Annotated in this window: 18 protein-coding genes; 4 read left to right on the top strand and 14 right to left on the bottom strand. The window is 41.2% G+C overall.

Going from position 1 to position 16,685, the window contains the following annotated elements:
- Positions 1-18 precede the first annotated feature (18 nt).
- From IEX98_RS08250 to IEX98_RS08215, 8 genes are read right to left on the bottom strand one after another with little or no spacing between them, the layout of a single operon-like run.
- A complete protein-coding gene (locus IEX98_RS08250) occupies positions 19-762 on the bottom strand; it encodes an ABC transporter ATP-binding protein (protein WP_188888426.1) in 744 nt (247 codons plus the stop codon).
- A gap of 20 nt (positions 763-782) precedes the next feature.
- Complete coding sequence (locus IEX98_RS08245) at positions 783-1,568, bottom strand: ABC transporter permease (RefSeq protein ID WP_188888425.1); 786 nt, start codon at positions 1,566-1,568, stop codon at positions 783-785.
- Positions 1,569-1,603: 35 nt separating this feature from the next.
- Positions 1,604-2,722, bottom strand: coding sequence for a DegT/DnrJ/EryC1/StrS family aminotransferase (locus IEX98_RS08240; protein ID WP_188888424.1), 1,119 nt, complete (start codon positions 2,720-2,722; stop codon positions 1,604-1,606).
- A 16-nt stretch (positions 2,723-2,738) separates the two neighbouring features.
- Positions 2,739-3,368 (bottom strand): acetyltransferase, encoded by a 630-nt coding sequence (locus tag IEX98_RS08235; RefSeq protein ID WP_188888423.1) that lies wholly within the window; start codon positions 3,366-3,368, stop codon positions 2,739-2,741.
- A 14-nt stretch (positions 3,369-3,382) separates the two neighbouring features.
- A complete protein-coding gene (locus tag IEX98_RS08230; protein WP_188888422.1) occupies positions 3,383-4,315 on the bottom strand; it encodes a GDP-mannose 4,6-dehydratase in 933 nt (310 codons plus the stop codon).
- A 16-nt stretch (positions 4,316-4,331) separates the two neighbouring features.
- On the bottom strand, positions 4,332-5,330 hold the full coding sequence (gmd, locus tag IEX98_RS08225) for a GDP-mannose 4,6-dehydratase (RefSeq protein ID WP_188888563.1): 999 nt from the start codon (positions 5,328-5,330) through the stop codon (positions 4,332-4,334).
- Positions 5,331-5,379: 49 nt separating this feature from the next.
- The gene (locus IEX98_RS08220; RefSeq protein WP_188888421.1) at positions 5,380-6,456 is read right to left on the bottom strand and encodes a mannose-1-phosphate guanylyltransferase; all 1,077 of its coding nucleotides are present in this window, start codon (positions 6,454-6,456) and stop codon (positions 5,380-5,382) included.
- Between the two features lies 1 nt (position 6,457).
- The gene (locus IEX98_RS08215) at positions 6,458-7,762 is read right to left on the bottom strand and encodes a glycosyltransferase (protein WP_229692049.1); all 1,305 of its coding nucleotides are present in this window, start codon (positions 7,760-7,762) and stop codon (positions 6,458-6,460) included.
- Positions 7,763-8,057: 295 nt separating this feature from the next.
- On the opposite strand from IEX98_RS08215, the gene IEX98_RS08210 reads away from it, so the two are divergent.
- From IEX98_RS08210 to IEX98_RS08200, 3 genes are all read left to right on the top strand, one after another.
- Positions 8,058-10,289, top strand: coding sequence for an O-antigen ligase family protein (locus IEX98_RS08210; RefSeq protein ID WP_188888420.1), 2,232 nt, complete (start codon positions 8,058-8,060; stop codon positions 10,287-10,289).
- Between the two features lie 153 nt (positions 10,290-10,442).
- On the top strand, positions 10,443-11,483 hold the full coding sequence (locus tag IEX98_RS08205) for a peptidoglycan DD-metalloendopeptidase family protein (protein WP_188888419.1): 1,041 nt from the start codon (positions 10,443-10,445) through the stop codon (positions 11,481-11,483).
- The gene (locus tag IEX98_RS08200) at positions 11,484-11,942 is read left to right on the top strand and encodes a bactofilin family protein (RefSeq protein ID WP_229692048.1); all 459 of its coding nucleotides are present in this window, start codon (positions 11,484-11,486) and stop codon (positions 11,940-11,942) included.
- A gap of 115 nt (positions 11,943-12,057) precedes the next feature.
- Here IEX98_RS08200 and IEX98_RS08195 read toward each other — a convergent pair whose 3' ends face one another.
- The 5 genes from IEX98_RS08195 to IEX98_RS08175 form a co-directional block, all read right to left on the bottom strand.
- Positions 12,058-12,849, bottom strand: a complete 792-nt coding sequence (locus IEX98_RS08195; protein ID WP_188888418.1) for an ABC transporter permease — start codon at positions 12,847-12,849, stop codon at positions 12,058-12,060.
- Positions 12,842-13,768 (bottom strand): ABC transporter ATP-binding protein, encoded by a 927-nt coding sequence (locus IEX98_RS08190; protein ID WP_188888560.1) that lies wholly within the window; start codon positions 13,766-13,768, stop codon positions 12,842-12,844. The genes IEX98_RS08195 and IEX98_RS08190 overlap by 8 nt, the downstream gene beginning before the upstream one ends.
- A gap of 200 nt (positions 13,769-13,968) precedes the next feature.
- Complete coding sequence (locus tag IEX98_RS08185; RefSeq protein WP_188888417.1) at positions 13,969-14,142, bottom strand: hypothetical protein; 174 nt, start codon at positions 14,140-14,142, stop codon at positions 13,969-13,971.
- Positions 14,143-14,169: 27 nt separating this feature from the next.
- Positions 14,170-15,141 (bottom strand): LCP family glycopolymer transferase, encoded by a 972-nt coding sequence (locus IEX98_RS08180; protein ID WP_188888416.1) that lies wholly within the window; start codon positions 15,139-15,141, stop codon positions 14,170-14,172.
- Complete coding sequence (locus tag IEX98_RS08175; protein ID WP_188888415.1) at positions 15,138-15,560, bottom strand: PilZ domain-containing protein; 423 nt, start codon at positions 15,558-15,560, stop codon at positions 15,138-15,140. The genes IEX98_RS08180 and IEX98_RS08175 overlap by 4 nt, the downstream gene beginning before the upstream one ends.
- Positions 15,561-15,806: 246 nt before the next feature.
- Between IEX98_RS08175 and IEX98_RS08170 the strand changes: the two genes are divergently transcribed.
- Positions 15,807-16,175 carry a helix-turn-helix domain-containing protein gene (locus IEX98_RS08170; protein WP_188888414.1) on the top strand — a complete coding sequence of 123 codons (369 nt, stop codon included), beginning with the start codon at positions 15,807-15,809 and terminating at the stop codon, positions 16,173-16,175.
- Here the strand turns inward: IEX98_RS08170 and IEX98_RS08165 are convergent.
- Complete coding sequence (locus IEX98_RS08165) at positions 16,172-16,312, bottom strand: hypothetical protein (protein WP_155985915.1); 141 nt, start codon at positions 16,310-16,312, stop codon at positions 16,172-16,174. The two genes, IEX98_RS08170 and IEX98_RS08165, sit on opposite strands and share 4 nt — an antisense overlap.
- Positions 16,313-16,685: the final 373 nt, after the last annotated feature.

Below are 16,685 nucleotides of genomic sequence, written 5' to 3'. Positions count from 1 at the left end.
AAACCCCTCAATACATAATTATATTGAATTCTGATAATATTTAATTACATCCTCTGGTTTACCATCTTTCACAATTTGTCCTTGCTTAATCATGATAACACGATTACAAACCTCTTTTATTGTGGAAAGATCATGTGATACTAATACTAGTATTTTAGCTTCACTCATCAATCCCGACATTCTTTCCTTGGCTTTAGCAGCAAAAGATGCGTCCCCTGCTCCGATAATTTCATCTAATAAAAGAATTTCTCCAGATATCGAAGTGGAAATAGCAAATGCAAGACGCACCAACATCCCTGATGAATAAGATCGTATCGGATAATCAATAAATTCACCAAGCCCTGCAAAATCAATAATTTCCTCTTCATGTTTCTTTATTGAACTCGGAGTCTCCCCTAAAAGTAGTCCTCGATACATAATATTTTCTCTACCAGTTGATTCCAAATCAAATCCTAAAGCTAAATCGAATAAAGAACGGATTTCCCCCTTAACTTTCAAAGAACCCGATTTTATCGGGTATATTCCCGCAATTGTCTTTAATAGTGTGCTTTTCCCAGCACCATTATGACCAATTATACCCAGTTTTTCACCTTCATTAACTTTCAAACTAAAATTCCGAAGCGCATGTACATTATCGAGCTTTTCTTTCTTTTTTTGTAATTTCAATAGTGAAAATATCTCTTGTTTTAAAGTTGTTGCGTTATAGATATGGGAAGGATAGTATAAATCCACTTTATCAAGATTAATATAGCATTTATCCATTATATTATTCCTCATGTCTCTTATAGATAAAAGATTACTTTATTTTGATTATTTTTATTAATCCAAGCCGCCACGAATGCAAGTATTACTATTGTTACAACAGTAAATAAATAATTATTCAATGTTGGCATCGAACCATTGAGTAATGGCTCTCTAACTAAAGCAAGTATGTGTGTTATAGGATTAAGACTGAAGAACAACTCTAAAGCCGGATTTGATGTAAACATCTCTTTCTTAAAGAATACAGGAGAAACATACCATACAGCTTGAATTACTAATGCCATCACCTGAGGATAGTCTCGATATTTTGCATTTGTAAAACCAGCAATGGTAGTAATCGCCCAAGAAAGAAAAAAATACAAAACAGTAGTCAGTGGAAGGGTTACCAGGCCAACTACTACATTTTCAGGATTCATGAAGAGCATCCATATTATTAGTGAAGTCATAGCAATTGCAAATGTAGTAGTAAAGACTAATGCAGACCTTAGTGTATATATAATAATTGGATGGTTGAACTGACGAATATATTGTTCGCCAGTCAAAATAGAATAGCCCCCTCCAATAAATGAAGAACTAATCAGTTCCCACACAATTAATCCAGATAACACATAAGGAGCATAATCAGTAAAGGACATGTTAAAAACAGTTCCGAAAACAGTTGACATTAGTAATGTAAGAAGAAGTGGGTTCATAAATGTCCATAAGATCCCTAATTTCGAACGTCTGAATTTGTTTTTCAATTCAGCTCTTGCAAGATGCAACCAAAAATATCTGGTACGGTAGACTTTAATTAAATTTTCATTCAATTGTATATACCTCCGAAGGTCTTACGATTCCAAAATTAAATATTATTGTTACAATGATAAACTAGTCTATCGCAAATATAATTAATCTCTGCATCACTTAGTACCGCATTAGTAGGTATGTTGAGCCCTCTTGCCGATATTTTATCTGCTGAAGGATACGTTGACTCCTCGAAGTAGGGAGGCATCTGATGCATTGGATAAAATAACGGTCTTGTCTCAATACCATCAACAGCAAGAAGATTCATCAATTCATCTCTACTAATCTTGATTTTATCTGATAATAGAATAGAAACCATCCAGTAGGAATGTTTTGCCCAAGGCATTTCAGGTTGTAATGTGAAAAGTTCCGAATAAGCTGAGAATTGTGCAATATATGCATTAGCCACATCTTTACGTTTACTTAAGTGCCAATCGATATTCTCCAATTGTCCTAAACCAATAGCAGCTTGCATATTTGTCATCCGATAATTATATCCAACAACATCAAACCAGTATCTTTTTTTCGGATCCATCCCTTGACCACGAAGAAGTCTCATTTTTGCAGCAAGTTCTTTATTATTCGTAGTAATCATTCCACCCTCTCCAGTGGATATGATTTTGTTGCCAAAGAAGCTAAATGTGCCTACGTCGCCTATTGATCCAACAATTTTCCCTTTGTATTCTGCGCCATGAGCTTCTGCAGCATCTTCGATTACAAACAGATTATGTTTGCGAGCAATTTCCATGATTGGATCCATATCAACTGGATGCCCATAAAGATGTACTACTATTATACCTTTAGTTTTCTCAGTTATTTTCTCTTCAATTAGACTAGGATCCATGTTCCAAGTTGATTCTTCACAATCAACTAATACCGGTGTTGCACCACAGTATTTTACTGCATTTGCAGTTGCTATATATGTAAATGTTGGAACAATAACTTCATCCCCTGGACCAATCCCATACGCCAGCAATGGCAAATGAAGAGCCACAGTCCCATTAGCACATGATAATGCTTCTTGTACTCCACAAAATTCAGCAAACTTCTCCTCAAATGCGGTTACATATTTCCCATTAGATGAAATCCATCCTGTATCGATACAATCCATAACATACTTTTTCTCATTTCCGTTCAATACCGGACCTGCTAATGAAATATGCTTCAGTGCCTTCATTTTAACCCTCATCCTTTTATATGTATTTTTTGGCCGGCACGCCAACTACGGTTACATGCGATGATATATCATTTACAACTGCAGAGCCCGCTCCAATTACTGTCCACTCACCAATCTTGACTTCAGGAATTACACTGCTGCCAACACCAATAAATGTCCCTTCCCCTACAAATACTCCACCTGCCAAAGAAACACCCGGTGCAATATGTGAGTGTGCACTTATTGTGCAATCGTGATCTATACCAGTTAAAGTATTAATAATAACGTTATCTTCGATAATTGCCGATGCGTTTACGACTGCACCAGGCATTATAACAACACCATTTCCTATTCGAGCACTTGAAGATACATAAGCAGATGGGCTTATCGCATTGATTGGAGTAAATCCTTCCTTAACTAATTTATCGAATAATTTCTTCCTTATTTTATTATCTCCAATTGCTATACTACAATATTTTATACCTTCTAGCATTAGAGAAGATAATATCGAGTCATCTCCAAGATATTGTACACCACATAGATTTTGTTGATGATTTGACTGGGAGGTAAATCCAACAATATCATATCGATTAGAACTATTAAGAATGTCAATTATTACTTTCGCGTGCCCTCCGCCGCCTATGATCACTACTTTATCCCGTTGCATATATACTCCTAATTTTAAAGTTTTGAACTGATTTCCCGCCAATAATGAAGTAAATCTTTCATTGTTTCATTGAGATCATAAACAGGGGACCAGCCAGTATCCACTTTAAGTTTAGTATTGTCACCCAGTCTAACGAAGGTATCATTTTTTCTTAATTTACTTGTATCTACTTCTATCTTTGGATTAATTAGTTCTGAGTTGGATATCAATAAGTTTAATATTTCAGAAATAGCTACTGCTTTATTGGAAGAAACGTTATATGCTTCTCCTACTTTGCCGTGCTTCATTAATAAATAATAAGCACTAACAACATCTCTCACATCTAGAAAATCTCTCTTAACATTAATGTTTCCTACACGAATTATGTTGCGGTCATTATGTTCCATTTCTGAAATCTGCTTAGCAAAATTAGAACATACATAGTTAGATGATTGATTAGGCCCAGTATGATTAAACGATCGGGCTCTAATTATTTTCATCCCATAGGTTCTTACATATTGTTCACTTATAATATCTGCACAAGCTTTGGCCCCTGCATAAGGATTATTGGGATGTAGTAAATCCTCTTCCTTAACTGGAATACTCTTTCCATCTCCATACACTGCAGCCGATCCAACATATAAAATCTTAGCGTCGATTTTCAACTTTCTCAAAGCTTCATACAATATCATTGTTCCATTAACTATAGTATTGTAAGTCTCCGATGGGTTGTTATAGGAAAAAGGAATGAATGCAGAGCCTGCCAGGTGATAAATCTCATCAGGTCTTACATCATCTATCACCTGTTCAACTTTTAAGGAGTCTGTAATATCACAAGAATAAAAAGTAATACTCTTATTATGCGGCTGAGTCCTTGACAACCCGAAGACCTCGTAATTATTCGCTAGCAACTTTTCGCACAAAAAGGTTCCAACAAAACCGCTTACTCCAGTTATAAGGGCTCTCATTTAAGACTCACTTTCTCTAAGCTCTGCTTCCTACAGACATTATATTATTACTCTGCTGTTTTACTTTCTTCATATCTTCATCAACCATTAACTGCACTAGTTCTTTAAAGGTTGTCTTTTGTGGATTCCAACCTAATGTACTAATAGCTTTGGCAGGATCGCCAAGCAATAAATCCACTTCTGCAGCTCTAAAGAATTTCGGATCTGTAACAACATAATTTTTATAATCTAGACCTACATGTCCAAAGGCTATCTCACAGAACTCTCTTACCGAATGCATTTCGCCTGTTGCAATTACATAATCATCCGGTTTCTCTTGTTGAAGCATCAACCACATACATTCAACATAATCCTTCGCAAAACCCCAATCTCTTAATGCATCCAGATTACCTAATCTGAGTTCATTTTGCAGCCCAAGCTTAATTCTAGCTACCGCATTTGTGATTTTTCTTGTTACAAATTCTATCCCCCTGCGAGGCGATTCGTGGTTAAATAGTATGCCTGAACAAGCAAACATATTAAAACTTTCACGATAGTTCACTGTCATCCAATGACCATATACTTTAGCTACTCCATAAGGACTTCTTGGATAAAACGGAGTTGTTTCAACTTGCGGAGTCTCAACAACTTTTCCAAACATCTCACTGCTTGACGCTTGATAAAAGCGAGCATCCGGTTTTACAATTCGTACTGCTTCTAACATATTCGCAACGCCAAGTGCAGTTACTTGTCCAGTAAGTATTGGTTGATCCCATGAAGTTCCTACAAATGACTGAGCAGCCAAATTATAAACTTCATCTGGATTTGAAATTTTCAATGCGTTAATCAAAGAACTTAAATCAAGCAGATCGCCTTCAATGAATTCAATCTCATTTTCTATATGCTGAATATTTTCCATAATAGGTACACTCGTTCTTCTCCGTAAAGCATAAACCTTATATCCCTTTTCAAGTAGTAAATCCGCCAAGTAAGAACCATCTTGTCCTGTAATTCCTGTAATCAATGCGCTTTTAATCATTTTGTATATCTCCTTAAGAAAAAATATTTTATAGTTATGCGATCTTCTATAGGTATTGTTCCAACTTCTGAAGCTTAAGTTCTTTTATCAAAGACTTAATTTCCTGCGCCTTTTCTTTTTTACAAATCAAAGTCACATCATCTGTCTCTACGATAATAAGATCTTCAACACCTAATGTCGCGATTAACTTTCCATTACTCTCAATAATACAACGTTTAGTGTCAATGTTTAATGTATTTCCTCTTATTACATTTCCGTTTTCATCAAGATCATCGATTCGTTCCAATGCAGTCCAACTGCCTACATCATCCCAACCAAGAGTACATGGAATCACATAAATGTCACTTGCCTTTTCCATAATACCATAATCAATTGACTGCTCTGGCATCTTGTGAAACTCTGATCTAATCACTGCATTACGATCTGATTGAGTAAACCCAATTTTCATTGTTTCTAGCAGATCATGCATTTCTGGCATCAAGTCTTGAATGTACTCCCTAAGGACTGATGTTCGCCATACAAAAATACCACTATTCCAAAAATAATTACCTGCTTCTACATAAGCAGTCGCAATCTCATAGTTCGGCTTTTCAACAAATTTATTTACTCTATTTATTGTTAAATTATTCATCTGAGCCGAGAGACCTGCACTTTCAATATAGCCATAGCCAGTTTCCGGGTGGGTAGGGGTGATTCCAAGCGTTACTAGATTCTTACCCTGCCTACTAACCTCAACGGCTGTTTGAAGAATATTAATAAATTCCTCTTCATCTTTAATAATATGATCTGATGGCAATACAATCATTGAACTATCAGGGTATTGTTCTTCTATAATAATAGAAGCTAGTCCAACACATGGGGCTGTATTACGTCCAACAGGCTCTATAATAATATTATTCGAGGGTAAAGTTGGAACCTGTGCTCTAATTAATTCAGCGTATAGCTCGTTTGTTATTACAAACACTTGTTCAATAGGAATAAACAGTTCTAGCCGATCTATGCATTGCTGGATCATAGATTTACTACCAGATATGTTTAAAAACTGTTTTGGCAGGTTTGTACGACTTTTCGGCCAAAACCTTTCGCCTTTTCCCCCTGCCATAATTACACAAGTTGTCGTCATGTCATCCCCCAAACTTCCATTTATGAATATAATTCATTCTCTTCCGAATCAAATTCCCTATAGCTGATGGTGAATGCATCTCTTTGATATAGGCTTGACCCTGGGAAGCAATTGAACTGCGATAATCTTCGTCATTAACTAGTTTTCTCATATATTCACTCGCATGCTGTGCACTAGGATCAGCCCAGTATTGATAAGATTTATATGGTCCAAAATCATTTTCAAGAGGAACTAACTTATAATCAACCAAACATGCGTTTTTCTCATTCATAAAATCTGTATTAGAAGACCAATTCGTCCCAATTACTGGTATTCCAAGGTACATAGCTTCAGCAAATCCAAGACCAAACCCTTCACTTCTATGCAAAGATATAAAACAATCTATGACATTTATTAAAGAGTTCATATCACTTCGGCTCAATGTTTCTTCTATTATATATATGTTTTCATATTCAGAAATTAATTCAAATAGTTTGTTTGACTCTTGCTGATTAGACTTAGATCCATTAACTTTTATAACCAATCCAACACACATGTCATTAGGCTCAAAAGCAAGTTTAAAAGCTTCTATAGAAGCTTTAGGGTTTTTTCGCTCCTGCAGGCTGTTAACATCATATAGAGTTAGAAACAAAAAGGATTTGTCCGGTAACTTATAGTAACTTCTATCACGGTAATCAGAAATTTTAACTTCTATAGAATGTGGTATTTTTATTACTGGAATTGGGCTCTTCATTGCAATTGCATCCCCAACAAATGTTGATGGTACCCATATCTCATCTAAGTAATTAAAACTATCCAGCCACTCATCTGGAAAATCGGGTAATTCCCAATGCCAATATCCAATATTATATCTTTCATCAAACAATATATTTCCATATTTCACATTAACTTCAGGGATTTGCTCCGCATTAATATGAAACACGTTAATATTATAAATGGGATGAGTAATTTCTTTATGTACCCAGCTTAAATCGGATTTTCTTGAACTGTTCATACCTGAAAAGTTAAGAATTCCAAATGGTATGTCTGCCGCATTCAGACTATTTGCAGCTAATCTGCAGGATTCCCCAACCCCCATCTCAGCTCTTGAATAACCGAGTAAGTTGATTCCTTCAATTTGATTGTTAATTAACTTTCTTCTATCCTTTGAAGGGGGATTTATCATATTCAACAACTTTTTCTTACCATAATGTCTTATAGATGCAGGAACTATACTCACAATTATAGGCTTTAGTGCACCCGCTACTTCAAATATAAATCGAGTTAATATTCTCTTTATTACAAACACCACCGAAAAAAAATTCACAAGCAGAAAGATGCTTTGCGTTGAATATATTGTCGTAAATGGGAAAGTGAAGAAAGAGCCTGTCGAAATAATTATACGATATGTCGGTACTTACGTCGAGGAAAAGAGATAAACTAAACAATCCACCCATTTTAACACTTAAAGTAATGAAGAAGCATGTAATTTCTTGTATAATTACACCAATTAATATTTAGCCTATAAATTTCACCTCCCCCTTGTTTCCGTATAGTAATCTATTTCCTCATTTGTTAAAATACACAGAGGAGTAGAATCAATAGGAGTAAGGAGTTCATACATGAGCGCACGTAAAAAAGAAATGCGCAGTACGATTGTTGCTGCGGAATCACCGCTATTACACTGGATTCTTACAATCGGATTAGCACTATTTATCATTATTTTCCCTTACAACAAAGCACTATTCAACGGTTACGAGTACAGCTTTGAATCCGCAATTTACAGTGCAGCTATTTACGGTTTTGTACTACTCGCCGCTACTGCTATTTATGTTTACAGAGTTGGCTGGAAGCTCAATAATCATCGCAGTATTTTGTCGATTCTCGTCTTGTTGCTTCCTGTCGTTTATTGGCTCTCATCCATGCAGGCTGTTTCCAGCTACTATGCTGGCTTTATGGTAAAAGTCATGTTTCTAATGGCAGCATTATTTCTAACAGCAATTTATGCAGGGGAGCGGCTGCCTGCCCGAAAGATCGTTGAATATGCTACCATGCTTACTTGCTACATAGTCGTATTTTACGGTTTGCTTATCTTATTTGGTCAGGAGTATTTCCGGGACGGAATGTGGCTGGCACATGATGGCTATCGTCTGGCATCTGTCTTCCAATATTCCAACACGTACGCAGGTTTCCTTAGTGCAATTCTGCTAGCAGCTGTTTATTACGCGGCAACCTGTACCCGCTGGTATATGCGTCTGGCGAATGCAATCATGCTCGTTCCTATTTTCATATCATTCCTGTTAACCTATTCTCGCGGCGCAATCGTTATTATACCCGTCGTAATTCTTATTATCGTTCCGTTTCTGCGGTTCGCTCAACAAATCGCTTATATTGTGTACGCAGGGCTCACAGCTCTGTTATCAGTTGTCATACTGGGCAAGTTGACTGCTAACACCGATGCAATTGCAGCCATTGTTCAGCCTACTGAGACGAAAGCTCCAAGTCCGATCTCTATGTTTGACTCACTGCCCTTTCAAAGCTGGTTGCTGTTAGGGGTTGCAGCACTTGTAAATGCTGGACTTATACTGCTCATCCACAAAAAACTCTATCCTTGGCTGGAAACGAAAACGAAAAAGCTAGCTGAACGCAAATGGTCATTCGCTGCTGTTCCTGCAACAATTATTGTAATTGGATCTCTTGCAGTCGTTATCTTGCTCACAAGCAGCGGCGTAAGAGACTTGCTGCCCGACAAGATCGCAGCCCGCTTCGAAACCATTAATCTTCAGCAGCATAGCGTGTTGGAGCGCTGGACATTTTACGAGGATGGCGTAAAAGTCTCGAAAGATTATCCAATTCTTGGCGCCGGCGGCGGTGGCTGGCAGGCGCTTTATGAGCAATATCAGCATAACCCGTACTGGAGCCGTCAGGCACATAGCTACTTTATTCAGACGCTCGTTGAGGTCGGTTGGTTAGGCTTATTGTTATTAATCGGTCTATTGTCCTATATTTACTGGCTCTACATCCGTTCTTATATCCGTTATCCAGAGCGCCGGGGAAGTCATTTCATCTTTTTTATCATTTCTTTGACCCTGCTCTTGCATAGCGCTATTGATTTCGATATGAGCTACATTTATTTGAGTGCTGTTGTATTTATTAGCTTAGGCAGCATGATTGCTCCATATGGAAGATTACTCTTGATTCAGCGATTGACAGAACGGAAGCCCGTTCCTTACAGCAAAATTATTTATTCATCGACTCTCGGGCTGCTGGCAGTTTTCATGCTGATTTTTGCAGCTCGTAATGTCAGCACCCTTAGCACCTTTGATCAAACGATGGACAATGCGTCTACCGGTAAGATGTCGATTGGTGATGTTCTTCCTGCCTTGAATTCAGTCATTAAAAAATCACCTAATCAATCCGCATACTCCTTAACGAAATATGAAGTACTTAAACAAGCATTTGATCAAACCCAAGATCGTAAATATTTAGAAGAAGGCATAGCAACCCTTCAAGACGCAAAGAAACACGATCCCTACAACCGCTCTATTCTGCTCATGCTGAATGATGCCTTCCAAAAGGATGGAAATCTCTCGGAACAACTCGCCATTCTCGACGAAGGCGTCTCCAAGTTCCAATGGGATATCCAGTTCTACGAAAAAGCGGTTAATGCCAATATTGGCGCGATGACTTCAGATGCAGCCAATAAAGACAAATACCGTGAGCGCGTCCTTGAACTGGAAGCCGAGGTACAGCGTAGAACTGCTCAACTGGCGACATTGCCGCCTGAACAAATGCAAGGCCGTTCCTTCAGCTTCACGCCTGAAACTGTACAAGCGATCGAAAATCTCAAATAACATTGCAATCTCCCATAAAGCGCCCCATCAGGGCGCTTTTTTACTGCCTTCTTTCGCTACTCTCATTTTTTTAATGGCATGTTTCGCTCTTTCCTAGAATAAATAGCATTAGAACGTTCTGATTTTGATTAACGGCCGGAAGGAGAACGACTATTGAATCGAGCACGGAAAGCTGGATGGTCTTTCATGCTGCTGCGCGGCGCTGACAAGACGGTCAGACAGTTCCATGTTTCAAAACGGTCGGTCGTTGCAGCTCCCGCTGTAGCCGTACTTGCTGTTTCCGGTTGCATCGGCGGGCTCCAACTGAAGTCTGCCTTCAAGATCAGCCACCTGGAAGATCAGCTCTCGCAGCAAACCTCCCAGTTCACGCAAACGGTATCCGCCAAAGATGAGGCTATCCTGAATCTGCAAAAAGAAATTGCCCTCCTATCCCAGCAGACACGGGATATGGAGACGAGGATGAATGACCTGCAGGCGCTGGAGAACAAGCTGCAGCAGTTTATTGAGAAATACGGAGCCATCACGGGATCAAGCGATTCAACCCGCAATTCAGGCTCCACAGTTCCCCGTGGTGAGGTTCAGTCGCTCTCTGCCTCCATAGGGGGCAAGACGTCGTCCATCGTCCCCTTGGCCTATTCGTCTCAGCCTTCGCCTGAATTGAAGCGAATGGCTGCACTGGCAGGCAGCACTTCTCTCGACCTTCATGCGGTAAGCGATATGGTTGATGAGATGGAGCAGACGATGGCACACTCGCTTAGGCAGTTCAAGCTGCGCCAAGCGGAGCTCGACGCTATCCCTTCCGGTTGGCCAACGAACTCGCATCAAATGACATCCGGCTTCGGCTACCGGAAGGATCCGTTTACGGGAAAGGCGACCTTTCATGCGGGAATCGACATTGCCGGCAAAACCGGAGATCCCGTTTTTAGCGCGGCAAACGGTATCGTTGAGGAAAGCGGTTATAGCAGCTCGGAGGGCAATCATGTCGTCATCGACCATGGCAACGGCTTGCGAAGCGTCTATATGCACTTAAATCAGATCGAAGCCCGTGAAGGCGATACGATTGTCCGCGGCGAAAAAATCGGACTTCTCGGCTCTACCGGCAGAAGCTCCGGTCCCCACTTGCATTTTCAAGTGATGCAGAGAGATGAGGCGGTAAACCCGTTAAACTACTTATCTCTTGTAAAGGAGGATTAAATGGCTATGTTCAAGGAAAGCAAGCGTTTTTCCGCAACCGATACGCTGATCGGCCAAGGCACGCATATGGAGGGCAAGCTAATTTGCGAAGCCAATTTGCGGGTTGAAGGTGAATACAGCGGCGATATTGAATGCGTAGGCGATGTCATCATCGGGGAAAGCGGAATTGCCCGCTCCAGCATCCAGGGGAAGGAAATTACGATTGCCGGCAAAGTATTTGGAGATATCGTGGCCAAAGGACGGCTTACAGTGACTGCAACCGGTCAAATTATCGGGAGCATTACTGCGCAATCGCTTATTATCCACGACGGAGGATTGATGAACGGCAGCTGCCATATGGAACGCGCTCACGAGAACAAAACCCGTCCTCTATCGGAGACTGAGGCTGCCGTGCCAAACCAAACAGCAACGAAAGACTCCTCCCATAAGGAAAAGGAGAAAGCAAGGCAAGCGGGGTAACCCCTACCTACCCAACCATCCATAAAAAAAGCCGTCCGAAGCTTTCCCCTATGCACAATGGGAACCTTCGGACGGCTTTATTGGGTTGTACAGGCAATTGGCTTAGGCTAACTATTTAAGCAGCTACATCGCGCTTATTGAAGACAAACCAGGTCAGCGCCACAAACACCACGTAATAGATACCCAATACCGCCAGGGAGAAACCAAGCGTCATGCCCTCCCTTAACGGCGTTCCATTCAAATACTGAACGAGGTCCAGATGAATGAACAGCAAGTAATCCACCCATGCGTAATTAAGTATCGCAAATAGCCCAACGAAGGAATTGACAATCAGAATTAGAAATAGTGATAATCCGATCGCGAGTCCCCCGCTGCGGAACACTGCGGATATCATGAAAGCCATTGTAGCCGTTACGATAAGCGAGATAAAGTGGTAGAAAAAGTATTGAATGAAATAAACGGCAGCCGTACCTTTATAAAAAGGCGCAATGGAATCGGACGCTGCGCTGTTGTCATAACCGAACAATAAAGCGTTTAGAGCAAGCAAGAACAGGTAGAGCAAAACGGTTTGCAGCAAAGCGAACAGCAAAACGGAAATATATTTGGAAAGCAGTATTTTCGAACGCGACCATGGCCGGATCAGCAGCAGTTTAATCGTACCGGTCGTAAATTCATCGGCAACGCTGCCAGCTGCAACTATCGTAGTAAATACTGTAATAAGCAAGAATCCCACTACCGATTCCCAATTAAACACCGACCACATGGATGGAAGATTAGTAGCTATTAGCCGAGTGCCGACTGAGATACAAAGGACGAGCAGCAGCATAATCCCGAGCATCACCCAGGTGCGAGCTCTACGGTATATTTTCATATTTTCATTCATGACGAGCCCTGCAAAATTAAACAATCTGTTCGCCCCCCGTCATCTCCAGAAATTGATCTTCGAGTGATTTGCTTTGTGCGCGGATACCATATACGGAAACGCCGCCTTCTACAAAAGCTGCATTCAACTTCGCAACCAGCTCACGATCAGCTTCAACGGCAATTGCTGCTGATTGTCCATCTGCTTCAGCAGGATGGCCGAGCCGGGCCATAATCGCAATCGCTTCAACCACATTGCCCACCTCGAAAATAAAACGTCTGCTCTCCGCCTGATCATCGCTTTGCTGTTTAATTGATCTGACGTCGATCAGCTTGCCGTTCTGAATAATGGCCACGCGGTCGCACATGAGCTCCATCTCAGCCAGCAAATGACTGGAGACGAATATCGAAATGCCCTCATCTTTGGCCAATTGCCGGAGATAGTCGCGAAGCTCGCGAATACCCGCCGGGTCCAGCCCGTTCGTCGGTTCGTCGAGAATAAGCAGCTTTGGCCTATGCAGAATGGCTTGCGCCACACCAAGTCTTTGCCTCATGCCGAGCGAGTATGTTCGCACCTTGTCGTGAATGCGCGCACCCAATCCGACAAGCTTAACGACTTCCTCAATTCTTTCATCGGAGATATCCGGAATCATACGTGCGAAGTGAATAAGGTTTTGATAACCGGACAAATACTTATACATTTCCGGGTTTTCCACGATCGCGCCTACATTGCGGATAGCCTTCTGATATTGCTTCGTAATGCTGTATCCATCGATCTTGATCTCGCCGCCGGTCAGTGACATGAGTCCGACCATCATTCGTATTGTCGTTGTTTTGCCGGCACCGTTTGGCCCCAGAAATCCGAATACTTCCCCTGCCGGAAGGTCTAAGGATAAGTCATTAATGATCGTTTTTTTCCCGATTCGTTTCGTTACATTTTGCAGCTGTACGATTGGCTGTGAGATAAAGAAAACCTCCTCGCTATTTAAACATAATGTTCATTATAGCCAACGGTAACATCAATTGAAACCAACCAGGGTACCAAAAGCTCCGTGTTCAATACGATGTTCATGTAAAAAGCTCCCCGCAGTATAGGGAGCCCTTTCATTTTTATATTTATCTTTATTTTTATCTGTCGTAGCTTATCTCTTCCCCCCGTTTATCTTCATATAACAAGTGTGATGCCGCTCTCCTCGTCCGGTTCATCCCCCATACATGCTGTGCAGCAGCCAAGCGGTTGTACAACCCGGAAAAAACCGGTCCGAAAAATCTCCTTCGCCTGCTCAGCCGGAACCATTGTGCCGCAGCCCACGCAGTAAAAATACTCCGTTTCTTTCATTCCAATCACTCGCTCTCCTAATAGATGCTACAGCTTGGTTTGCGCATCGCCGCCGCTCATCTGATTTTTCAGCAAATTATGGATTCGTTCTTTCTCGCCGTTGCCGACGATGTAATACCAGACACGATTGATCGTTGATCCGCTGCCGCTAATTTCAACGGTATCCACCTGCTCCAAATCCGAACGATAGTCGGTTATGAATGTTTTCATCTCATCGAATGAAATATTCGTCTTCACGCTGCTGCCCAGCTGATCGAGTATTTTCTCAATCTGCTTGATACTGTTGAAGGTCAGCGCGCGCTTCAGCACCTGCTTCAAAATCTCCCGTTGCCTCGTATTCCGGCCAAAATCACCCCGAGGGTCCTCGTACCGCATTCTGGAATAGAGCAGCGCTTCTTCGCCATCAAGCTTTAGTGCTCCTTTATCAAATTGATGCCCCTCATAAAAGAAAGCAAACGGATTATCGATCTGTACCCCGCCGATTACATCAATTAGCTTAGCGAAGCCCTCCATATTCACTCGAATATAATAATCGATCGGATAATCAAGAAAGTGCTCCACCGTTTGCTTTGACATCTCCGCCCCGCCAAAAGCGTATGCGTGATTGATTTTATCCGTCGTGCCATGACCGATGATTTCGGTTCTCGTATCTCGAGGGATATTGAACATGAGGATCGACTTTTTGTTAGGATTGACTGCCATTACAATTAACGTATCGGAACGTCCCTTATCGTTGCCGCGTTCATCGACGCCCATCACCAGAACAGTGAACGGATGCTTGTTCTCAATTCGTTCCTTAACGGCAGGCTCAGTTGTCTTGTTCGCTTTTACCTCAGGGTCCTTGCTTTTATATTCAATAGGCTGAATGGGCTCGTAAATTGCAGCAGCCGTTTGTTTGACATGGTGGTAGAGATACCAACTGTATCCTAAGCCACCTGCCACAACGAGTAATAGGAAAGCACCCGCCCCTATTAATGTCTTTTTCACCCAAGGCTTCATGTCGACCGGCTCCTTAGCTTTCGATACAATTGATGGATTTTTAGTTGATTGGGACTTTGACGAAGCATCTCCTGATTCAACAAACGAATCATGATAGGCTTCATCCGGTTTGGAGGATGGAACGCGACGCCATATTCAAATTGATTGTCCCGTTGCTCCCGCCATACGATATGACCACGCAACTGGAGCGAGACGCCGGATAACGTAATTTGAAAATCGACCAAATAGCCCTTGTCGACCGGAAGCTTGAGTCCGGACAAAAAACAAAGGCCCTCCTGGCTAATATTAAGCAGCAGAACATGCGCAACATTCCGGCTTAGCAGCAGCCCAAGCGGATCAAGCAGACGCATTTCAGCTTTTATGCCTTCATTTAAGCGCATTCGAAAAAAAGCCCGCTGCAGTTCGCTGTTCGTCTCCATATTCCGCTCCCTATATGAAATGAGACCAATGCAACCGCGTTTAAATAAGAAAGCATTGGTCAATCCTTTTACGAGATACATTATGTATCAGATAATACCTTTACTTTACGCTACGTTTTGTAACATGTCAACTAAAAATAAAAAAAACGCCGTTATTTGCGACGTTTCGTTGCACATTAATGCTTTTTTAACATTTACGTATTAATATAGGTGTAGCGGGAATCGGTTAATTTGGGAGGATAAAGGATGAGTATCGGAAACCGAATTGCTCAATTAAGGGATGAAAAACGTTGGACACAGGAGCAAACCGCAGCCAAGCTTGGCATATCTCGAGCAGCACTTTCTCATTATGAGAAAAACCGTAGAGAGCCAGACAGCGAGACGTTAGCAAAGTTTGCAGACCTGTATCAAGTTACGATCGATTATTTAGTCGGCAGGACGATGAATCCTCAGTCAGCCTTGAGCGACGACGTTCGTGATTTTGTTGATCATCTTGAATTATCTGATGATGAAATTTTGCAAAAGTATAACCTTAGCATAGACGGTCGAAAGCTTACCGCCGAAGAGACGAAACGATTTATTGCCTTTGTTCGCGCAGAGAGAATGATGAACTAACGGTTCATCGAAATCGGAACAATAAGTTCAGCCGGCCATTTATCCTGCGGGATTTCCAGCTGCTGAAGAATTTCTCTGATGTTCAGCTCGATGCGTTTATCATCGGTATTAACGTTTCTCTCTCCATCTATCATCATATCCGACTCCTAATCTATTATAAATAAACTACAACATCGTTATTATACCTAATGATTAGTCGGGAATATGTCGGATGGTGGTAGCGACTTTCTTCTTTTTTGATAATTTTTTGTCGAAATTAATCCTCTAGTCTTATTGAATTTGTCAATGAGTCAAGCTTTTTTTCTATACTCATTTTATATGCTTGGCCGGGTCCTAATATGACAGACCTATTGTGCCGGCGATTGAAAGTTAAATAGCGGGGCTGTGGCTGATGAGGCTGCAGCTCTTTTTTGTTGGAACTGTGGGGGCATTTGCTTGTTGCTAAAAGCATGCGAGCGCTTCGCGTTACGGTTCATTCTGTCGTTCTTGATTCCATCTTTGTTCGTCTGC

The organism is Paenibacillus radicis (ex Gao et al. 2016) (genome assembly GCF_014641555.1).
In the GTDB taxonomy this organism is placed as follows: domain Bacteria; phylum Bacillota; class Bacilli; order Paenibacillales; family Paenibacillaceae; genus Pristimantibacillus; species Pristimantibacillus radicis.
This window is presented reverse-complemented; position numbering and strand designations above follow the sequence as displayed.

Bases quoted from the DNA above. Each gene is read 5' to 3' on its own strand.
- IEX98_RS08250 (WP_188888426.1), bottom strand. From the start codon at position 762: ATGGATAAATGCTATATTAATCTTGATAAAGTGGATTTATACTATCCT.
- IEX98_RS08240 (WP_188888424.1), bottom strand. From the start codon at position 2,722: ATGAAGGCACTGAAGCATATTTCATTAGCAGGTCCGGTATTGAACGGA.
- IEX98_RS08235 (WP_188888423.1), bottom strand. From the start codon at position 3,368: ATGCAACGGGATAAAGTAGTGATCATAGGCGGCGGAGGGCACGCGAAA.
- IEX98_RS08230 (WP_188888422.1), bottom strand. From the start codon at position 4,315: ATGAGAGCCCTTATAACTGGAGTAAGCGGTTTTGTTGGAACCTTTTTG.
- IEX98_RS08220 (WP_188888421.1), bottom strand. From the start codon at position 6,456: ATGACGACAACTTGTGTAATTATGGCAGGGGGAAAAGGCGAAAGGTTT.
- IEX98_RS08210 (WP_188888420.1), top strand. From the start codon at position 8,058: ATGAGCGCACGTAAAAAAGAAATGCGCAGTACGATTGTTGCTGCGGAA.
- IEX98_RS08200 (WP_229692048.1), top strand. From the start codon at position 11,484: ATGGCTATGTTCAAGGAAAGCAAGCGTTTTTCCGCAACCGATACGCTG.
- IEX98_RS08185 (WP_188888417.1), bottom strand. From the start codon at position 14,142: ATGAAAGAAACGGAGTATTTTTACTGCGTGGGCTGCGGCACAATGGTT.
- IEX98_RS08180 (WP_188888416.1), bottom strand. From the start codon at position 15,141: ATGAAGCCTTGGGTGAAAAAGACATTAATAGGGGCGGGTGCTTTCCTA.
- IEX98_RS08175 (WP_188888415.1), bottom strand. From the start codon at position 15,560: ATGGAGACGAACAGCGAACTGCAGCGGGCTTTTTTTCGAATGCGCTTA.
- IEX98_RS08170 (WP_188888414.1), top strand. From the start codon at position 15,807: ATGAGTATCGGAAACCGAATTGCTCAATTAAGGGATGAAAAACGTTGG.
- IEX98_RS08165 (WP_155985915.1), bottom strand. From the start codon at position 16,312: ATGATGATAGATGGAGAGAGAAACGTTAATACCGATGATAAACGCATC.